Annotated in this window: 7 protein-coding genes and 1 tRNA gene; 3 read left to right on the top strand and 5 right to left on the bottom strand. The window is 66.6% G+C overall.

The genetic code is table 11. The features are described 5' to 3' along the window. Window positions 1–141: 141 nt before the first annotated feature. From QRO95_RS14540 to thiS, 4 genes are all read right to left on the bottom strand, one after another. A complete protein-coding gene (locus QRO95_RS14540; RefSeq protein ID WP_010481466.1) occupies window positions 142–1,989 on the bottom strand; it encodes an SLC13 family permease in 1,848 nt (615 codons plus the stop codon). A 27-nt stretch (window positions 1,990–2,016) separates the two neighbouring features. Beyond that, entirely contained in the window at window positions 2,017–2,751 is a 735-nt protein-coding gene (trmB, locus tag QRO95_RS14535) for a tRNA (guanosine(46)-N7)-methyltransferase TrmB (RefSeq protein ID WP_010481468.1), read from the bottom strand. After that, the gene (locus tag QRO95_RS14530; RefSeq protein ID WP_010481470.1) at window positions 2,751–3,545 is read right to left on the bottom strand and encodes a thiazole synthase; all 795 of its coding nucleotides are present in this window, start codon (window positions 3,543–3,545) and stop codon (window positions 2,751–2,753) included. Before QRO95_RS14530 ends, trmB begins: the two co-directional genes overlap by 1 nt. Window positions 3,546–3,698: 153 nt before the next feature. Beyond that, window positions 3,699–3,899 carry a sulfur carrier protein ThiS gene (gene thiS, locus QRO95_RS14525; RefSeq protein ID WP_049401605.1) on the bottom strand — a complete coding sequence of 67 codons (201 nt, stop codon included), beginning with the start codon at window positions 3,897–3,899 and terminating at the stop codon, window positions 3,699–3,701. Window positions 3,900–4,106: 207 nt separating this feature from the next. On the opposite strand from thiS, the gene QRO95_RS14520 reads away from it, so the two are divergent. The 3 genes from QRO95_RS14520 to QRO95_RS14510 all read left to right on the top strand — a co-directional run bounded on the left by QRO95_RS14520 (window position 4,107) and on the right by QRO95_RS14510 (window position 6,870). Next, the gene (locus QRO95_RS14520; protein WP_285302863.1) at window positions 4,107–5,960 is read left to right on the top strand and encodes an autotransporter outer membrane beta-barrel domain-containing protein; all 1,854 of its coding nucleotides are present in this window, start codon (window positions 4,107–4,109) and stop codon (window positions 5,958–5,960) included. A 128-nt stretch (window positions 5,961–6,088) separates the two neighbouring features. After that, a tRNA-Gly gene (locus tag QRO95_RS14515) sits at window positions 6,089–6,162 on the top strand. Between the two features lie 303 nt (window positions 6,163–6,465). Further along, on the top strand, window positions 6,466–6,870 hold the full coding sequence (locus QRO95_RS14510) for a DUF805 domain-containing protein (protein WP_049425112.1): 405 nt from the start codon (window positions 6,466–6,468) through the stop codon (window positions 6,868–6,870). Between the two features lies 1 nt (window position 6,871). On the opposite strand, the gene QRO95_RS14505 is transcribed toward QRO95_RS14510, so the two are convergent. Continuing rightward, window positions 6,872–7,738, bottom strand: coding sequence for a PoNe immunity protein domain-containing protein (locus QRO95_RS14505; protein WP_285302862.1), 867 nt, complete (start codon window positions 7,736–7,738; stop codon window positions 6,872–6,874). Window positions 7,739–7,800: the final 62 nt, after the last annotated feature.

Here is a 7,800-nt window from a genome sequence, read left to right as displayed (position 1 = left end):
GCTTACATGGACGTACTTGCAGCGTCCCCCGCAACCGGACCCACCCCGCCATCCCACGGATAGCCCGCTGTTGCTGTTGCTTCGGCCGTTGCCGTTGCCTCTGCGGGTGCAGGGCGCAGCCCTGCCAACAAACCCCAACCCTCAGAACATCAGGTTGATCATCAGCACCACCACGCAGGTGTAGATCAGCGACAGCGGGCCGCCGACCCGCCACATCTCGCGCGGGGTGTAGTTGGCCGGGCCGGTGATCATCGAAATCACCGGGTTGGAGGCCGTCATCAGGTTGTTGGACGCCGACAGTGCCACGATCAGCGCGAACGCCGTCGGGTTGCCGCCCGCCGCCAGCGCCAGGTTCACCGCAATGGGCACCATCACGATGGTGGCGCCCACATGGCTGATTACCAGCGAGAACGCCGTGGTCAGCAGCGCCAGCGCCACCTCCAGTACCCACACCGGTATGCCGGTGGGCAGCTTGTCGATGGTATGGCCGGCCACCCATGCCGCCGCGCCACTGGAATCCATCGCCCAGCCGAGCGGGATCAGCCCGGCCATCATGAACACCGTTTTCCAGTTGATCGAGGCGTAGGCTTCGTCCATGCGCAGCACGCCGGTCAGCAGCATGCCGGCCACGCCGGTCATCAGCGTCAGCGCCACCGGCAGCTTGCTGGTCAGCGCGATCAGGATGGTCAAGGCGAAGATCGCCATCGCGATCTTGAACTTGTGCGGGCGCTGCTCGCCGGTCGGGTAGTCGGTCACCACCACGAAGTCACGGCTGCGGGCGGCCTGCGCCAGGTCGGTCCAGATGCTGTGGAAGACCAGCATATCGCCGGCGCGCAGCTGCACGTCGCGCACGTCCTCGCGGATCACCTGCTTGTCGCGGTTGATCGCCAGCAGGCTGATGCCGCGCTCCTTGCGCAGGCGCAGATCGGCCGCGCTCTTGCCGATCACGTTCGAGGTCGGCGGCACCACCGCTTCGGAAATGCCGGCGCGGCTGGGGTTGAACAGGTCGCCCAGGTGCTTCAGCCGCGAAGACATGCGCAGGAACTGGTTCTGCGCGAAATCGTTGATCTGCTCACGCGGGCCCATCGCGCCGAGCACGCTGCCGACCCAGATGCGCATCTCCGCCGGTGGCGCCAGGCGGGTGTCATTGCCGGTTTTCAGGGCCAGCAGCAGCGGGGCATCGTGCAGGTTCTCGGCCTCGCCCAGGGTCATGCCCACCAGCGGGCTTTCGGCACTGACCACCAGCTCGAACACATCGCCTTCGATGCCATAGGTCTTGGCGAAGTAGCTCTCGGTGCGCGCGGGCGTGACCCCGTCATTGACCAGGTTCTCTTCTTCGATCAGCTTGCGGTCGCCGTAGTAGCGGAAATACAGCAGCGAAGCGATCAGCAGCGCCACGCCGATCGGCAGCGGTGCGAACATGCGCAGCGGCTCGATGGTGGCCAGGCCGGAAGGCAGGTTGTTGTTGGCCGAGGCCAGCAGATCGTTCAGCAGGATCAACGGTGAATTGCCGACCATGGTCAGCGCACCACCCATCACGATTGCCGCCGAAATGGGCAGCAGCAGGCGCTGCAGGGTCAACCCGGTGCGCGCGGCCAGTCGCGAGGCGACCGGCAGGTACAGCGCCATCACCGACGGGTTCTGCATGAAAGAGGAATTCAGGCCGGCAATGGCCGTGGTCATCATCAGCAGCCGCTGCTCGACACCATGGCCGCGCCGCAACAGCCAGGCGGCCAGCCGGTTCAGCGCCCCGGTGCGGTCCAGGCCCGCACCGAGGATGGTGGTGGCGATGATGCTCATCACCGCGTTACCGGAGAAGCCGCCGAAGATTTCCTCCGGCGCGATCAGCCCGGTGACACCGAGCACCACCAGGACCACCAGCGCGACCACGTCGGCGCGGATGCGCTCGAACAGGAACATCGCCATCGTGAAGCCGACCAGCCCGAGCACGAGCTTCATGTCGTTGGTCAGCGTCAGCGCGGTATCCATGTGGGGCGCGGTGTCCTCAGGCGATCGTCAGGTGCGGTCGTACAGCAGGTCCCAGACGCCGTGGCCGAGCTTCTGGCCGCGGGTCTCGAAGTGCGTCTGCGGCCGCCAGTCCGGGCGCGGCACGCTGCCACGCGGGCCGGCGCGGTTGACCAGGCCAGCGGTGGCGTCGAGCACGTCCCACATCTGCTCGGCGTAGTCTTCCCAGTCGGTGGCGCAGTGCAGGCGGCCGCCCGGGCGCAGCTTGCGCACCAGCAGCTCGGCAAATGCAGGCTGCAGCAGGCGGCGCTTGTTGTGGCGCTTCTTGTGCCACGGGTCCGGGAAGTAGATGCGCACTTCATCCAGCGCGCCATCGGCGATCTCGTTCTGCAGCACTTCCACCGCATCGTGGTGGTACAGGCGCACGTGGTCGGCGTTGTCGTCGGCCAGCGCGTTCAGCAGCCGGCCCACGCCGGGCGCGTGCACCTCGATGCCGATGTAGTCACGCGACGGATCATGCTGGGCGGCGAAGCGCAGCGCGGCACCGTTGCCGAAGCCGATTTCCAGCACCTTGTGCGCCGGGCGGCCGAAGGTGGCGTCCAGATCACGCGGCTGGCCGTTGTAGTCGATGCCGAAGCGCGGCCAGCGTTCGTCGAACGCGCGCTGCTGGGCGGGGGTGAAGCGGCCCTGGCGCAACACGAAGCTGCGTACCTCGCGGCGGCCCTCGCTCACGGTGAAGGGCTTGGGCGGGGCCTTGGAACCGGCGCTGTCGAAGGGATTGGTCATCAGCCGATCAACCCATCCACCGGGGAGGAGGCGCTGGCGTAGCGCTTGCGTGGGATGCGCCCGGCCAGGAAGGCCTCGCGGCCGGCCTCGACCGCCTTGCGCATCGCACTGGCCATCAGCACCGGGCTGCGCGCACCGGCAATGGCGGTGTTCATCAGCACGCCGTCGCAGCCCAGCTCCATCGCGATCGCCGCATCCGACGCGGTGCCCACGCCGGCGTCGACGATGATCGGCACCTTGGCGTCTTCGATGATCTGCAGCAGGTTGTACTTGTTCTGGATGCCCAGGCCCGAACCGATCGGCGCAGCCAGCGGCATCACCGCAGCGCAGCCGATCTCTTCCAGGCGCTTGGCCAGGATCGGGTCGTCGGAGGTGTAGACCATCACTTCGAAGCCGTCCTTGACCAGCTGTTCGGCGGCCTTGAGGGTCTGCACCACGTCCGGGTACAGCGACTTCTGGTCGCCCAGCACTTCCAGCTTGGTCAGGTTGTGGCCGTCCAGCAGTTCGCGCGCCAGCCGGCAGGTGCGCACCGCGTCTTCGGCGGTGTAGCAGCCGGCGGTGTTGGGCAGGATGGTGTAGCGCTCCGGCGGCAGCACGTCGAGCAGGTTCGGCTCGCCCGGGTTCTGCCCGATGTTGGTGCGGCGGATGGCCACGGTGACGATCTGGGCGCCTGCAGCCTCGGTGGCCAGGCGGGTTTCTTCCAGATCCTTGAACTTGCCGGTGCCGGTGAGCAGCCGCGAGCCATAGGTCTTGCCGGCGATCACCAGCGAATCGGGGGAGACATGAACGTTCATGGCGCGATTATCGCTTATCCGCCTGAAGATGGGATCACGCAATGGCGTGCAGGCCGTGGATGGGCAGGGGTAGTGCCGGCCGCTGGCCGGCAGATGCAGAGTGCCTGACAGCGTCGGATTGCCGGCCGGCGGCCGGCACTACCCGGGATGGCCTCAGCCCCCGCCCAGCGCGTGCACGATCTCCACCACGTCGCCTTCGGCCAGGAGATGCTCGCCATGGCGGCTGCGGCTGACGATCTCGCCGTTGACCTCCACCGCCACCCGGCGCTGCAGCAGCTGCTCGGCCTCAAGCAGGTCGTGGAGGGTCGCCGAGGCGGGCAGGGTGCGGGGTTCGCCGTTGAGCTGGATGTTCATCCCTGCATTGTCGCTGATAGCCCGTCGGGATCGGAACGTTTGTAATTTGAACCGGGCGCCAGCTCCGGCACAGCAGGTTTCGGCGTGGTCAGGCGACAATCCATGCGGCGGCGCAGCGTGAGCAAACGGCGGCGCGGTGAAACCATTGACCGTGCGCCGGCGTACGTGCGCCGGATTCCAACTTGTTTACCCCACAGGAGTTCCTAGATGCAGCTCAGCAAACACCCGATCCGCTCCCTCATGGCGGCTGCGATCGCACTGGCCGCGCTGCCGGCCATGGCAGGCGAAAATCCGTACTCCAAGGCGGTGTTCTTCGGTGACAGCCTCACCGACGCCGGCTACTTCCGCCCGCTGCTGCCCGAGGCCACGCAGGGGCTCTCCGGCCAGTTCACCACCAACCCGGGCTGGGTGTGGTCGCAGCAGGTCGCCAATTACTACGGCGTCAACAAGGACCCCAACGGCAACGGCCAGAACGGCGACAACTACGCTGTCGGCGGCGCCCGCGTGTCGGTCGAAGGCAGCGGTGCGCTCGGCGCGATCCCGTCTCTGAAGTCGCAGGCGGCCCGCTACCTGGCGGCAAACGGTGGCAAGGCTGACCGTAACGCCCTGTATACCGTCTGGGGTGGCGCAAATGACCTGTTTGCCGCCGCCGGCGCTGCCGGTGCGGGTGCGCCGCCGGCCCAGGTGCAGGGCATCATCGGTGCGGCGGTCACCGACCAGATCGCGCTGGTCGGTGCCCTGAAGCAGGCCGGTGCCCAGTACGTGCTGGTGCCGAACCTGCCGGACGTGGGCATCACCCCGCAGTTCCGCGGCCCCAATGCAGCGGCTGCCACCGCCATGTCGGTCGGCTACAACAAGGCGCTGTATGGCGGCCTGAAGCAGGCGGGCATCGAGTTCATTCCGCTCGATACCTTCAGCATCCTGCGTGAAGTGACCGCCAACCCGGGCATGTACGGCTTCACCAACGTCACCGGCACCGCCTGCAAGATCAACCCGGCCAACACCACGGGCAGCATCATCGGCTGCAACCCGACCACCTACGTCAGCCCCGATGCGTACCAGACCTATCTGTTCGCCGATGGCGTGCATCCCACCGTTACCGGTCACCAGCTGCTGGGCCAGTACGCCGTCTCGGTGCTGGAGGCTCCGCGCCTGCAGCAGGTGCTGAGCCACTCGGCACAGACCGTCGGCCGTTCGCGTGCCGACCAGGTCAGCAACCACCTGGGCGCCCGTCCGGCCGATGGCCTGTCGTGGTGGGGTGGCGTGCGCGGTGACCTGCAGCGCTATGACCACGCCGACCTGTACGACGGCGTGGCGCCGGCCGGCCTGTTCGGTGTCGACTGGGCACGCAACGGCGTGGTGGTCGGCGGCTTCGCCGGCTTCGGTCGCATGAGTGCCGACTTCGGCAACAGCCGTGGCGACTTCACCCAGAAGGACACCACCGCCGGCCTGTTCGCGGCATGGTACGGCGACCGCGTCTGGGTCAACGGCCAGGTCAGCTACACCTGGTTGTCGTATGACGTGAACCGCAAGGTCCAGCTGGGCCCGGCCACCCGCGAACACGGTGGTTCCCCGGATGGCAGCAACCTGACCGCCGCACTGAACGCCGGTTACGAGTTCGGCACCGAAGGTGGCTTCCGTCATGGCCCGGTCGCTGCGGTGATCTGGCAGAAGGTCAAGATCGACGGTTACAGCGAAAGCGCCGCTGCAGGCACGCTGGCCACCGCCCTGGGCTACGACCGCCAGAACGTCGACTCCACCGTCGGCCGTATCGGCTGGCAGGCCCGCTTCGATGGCGGCACCGTCAAGCCGTACGTGCAGGTGACCTACGACCACGAGTTCGAGGACACCAAGCAGGCCAGCGCGTGGCTGCAGACCCTGCCGGAACTGGGCAGCTACCGCGTGCCGGGCCTGGACTTCGACAAGAACTACGCCACTGCCGTACTGGGTGCGCGCATGGACCTGTTCGGCCTGCAGGGCAACTTTGGCCTGAGCACCACGGCCGCGCAGAAGCGCGCCCGTGACGCGACGATCTTCGCCACCGTGGGTGGCAGCTTCTGATGAATGCAACATCCCGGGCACCGCAAGGTGCCTGGGATGCCTGCACGGCAGCGCCGGGCCATGCCCGGCGGGTGCGGCGGCCACCATTGCGCAACACCGGCCGCTCCGCATAGACTTTCACCCGCAATGCGGGCGTAGCTCAATGGTAGAGCTGTAGCTTCCCAAGCTACTGACGTGGGTTCGATTCCCATCGCCCGCTCCATGCCTCCAGGGTGTTCACCCCAGGCAGACGCGGCGCAATCGCTGAACCACGCCGAAGTCCAGCGTGTGGCTGCAGCGCCCTGATTTCTCTCTTCAATGCGTTGGACTGTGGCTTCTCCGAACCGCAGCCCAAGTGACTTGTTTACAAGGCGCATTGCAATCGCGTTCGAATCGTCGACGCTGGCTCCCGCAACCTCCGCTGTCTGCCGGGCCCGCCGGGCCGCAGGGTTCAGTTGGTGCTGGGCTTGGGGATGCTAAAAGATCGTTAACCCTTGCCTCCCATCGTCCGCTGCCCGGAGCGCGAATGATCCCCGCACTTTTGCCCCTCAGGCGTTGCTTTGATTTTTCAGGGCGATCCAACCGGAAGGAGTTCTGGTCGTACTCCCTGTCTGCTGCCCTTGTGGTGGCAGTCGGCTACACCTTGATGGACGGCGGATACTGGCTGACGGGCACCGTGCTGCTCGATGGGGAGGCCTTCGAGCCGTTCCGGACGCTGGGGTGGGTCATGACGGTCTGCGCGGTCATCGTCCTCCTTCCGCCCATGCTGGCCCTGGCCGTTCGACGACTGCACGACATCGACGAGTCCGGCTGGTACGTCGTGATCGCCTTCATCCCGTTGGGTGTGTTCGTCCTCTTCCCGGTCATGCTTCTGCCGGGCAACGAGGAAGAGAATCGATTCGGCGGTGTTTCCGGCCTGCCGGGTGCCTGACTCAACGCCGGGCGAAGTCCACCAGGTCGGAAGGGTAGTGGGGGCAGGTGCGTAGCGTGGCGTCGTCACCGCCATACAGCACCACCAGCGCAGCCACTTCAAATGCCCAGTAGCCCCACGCGTTCGGCCCGATCAGGCGCCGGGTCCGCTTCTGAGCCTTTGGCGGCAGCAGGAAGAAGTCGCGGTACTGCACCTGCAGGTAGCCGGCCAGCAGTGAAGGGTCGAACGCTTCACCGTCGCGCAGCGGCGCGAACAGCTCGGCGAACGGTCGCGGATGAAAGACCTCATCACTGGCTTCCACCAGGCCCAGCGCCGGCGCGCTGAGGTAGTCCAGCACGCGGTCGGTGTCGAAACAGAGCACCTTCTCCACCAGCGCCGGCAGGCGTTCCTGCGCATCCAGCAGCACGCCCAGTGACAACAGCTGCAGTGCGTACTCGTAGTGCTGCGTTGTACGTGATTGCAACGACGCAGCCAGCGCGATGTCGTGGCCTTGCTGTTGCAGGCTGTCCCGGGCAAGGGCCAGCAAATGCGCTTGCTCGAGCCAGAGATCTGCTACGTCGGCATGCATCTGCTGCAACGCCGCGGGGGCGAAGCCGCGGTCGATGCTTTTCAGCAGCAGGTTGCTGCCGGTCTGTGCAACCGTCTCCCAGCCGTAGGCATGCTCCAGGGCTGCATGTCCCTGCAGCGTTTCCTCCGCAGATTCACCGCCATTGCGCGCATGGCGTGCAAGCAAGGCCATGCCTGCGTTCCAGTCCGCCTGCCAATCCGGCAGGCGAAGCGTGCGGCGCGGCTGGCCCGGGGCCTTGGCCAGTGCTCTCCATCGCGGCAGCATGTCCTGCAGCAGATTCCGGCGATTCACGGCAGTCATCGATTGCATCATCAGCGAGAGTCTAGCGGCATTGCCGGCTCGAACCCCATTGCCTGGCACAG

The sequence above is a fragment of the Stenotrophomonas maltophilia group sp. Smal13 genome, from assembly GCF_030236855.1.
Classification (GTDB): Bacteria; Pseudomonadota; Gammaproteobacteria; order Xanthomonadales; family Xanthomonadaceae; genus Stenotrophomonas; species Stenotrophomonas maltophilia_A.
The sequence above is the reverse complement of the archived record's forward strand: the minus strand, read 5'-3'. Positions and strand labels throughout refer to the sequence as shown.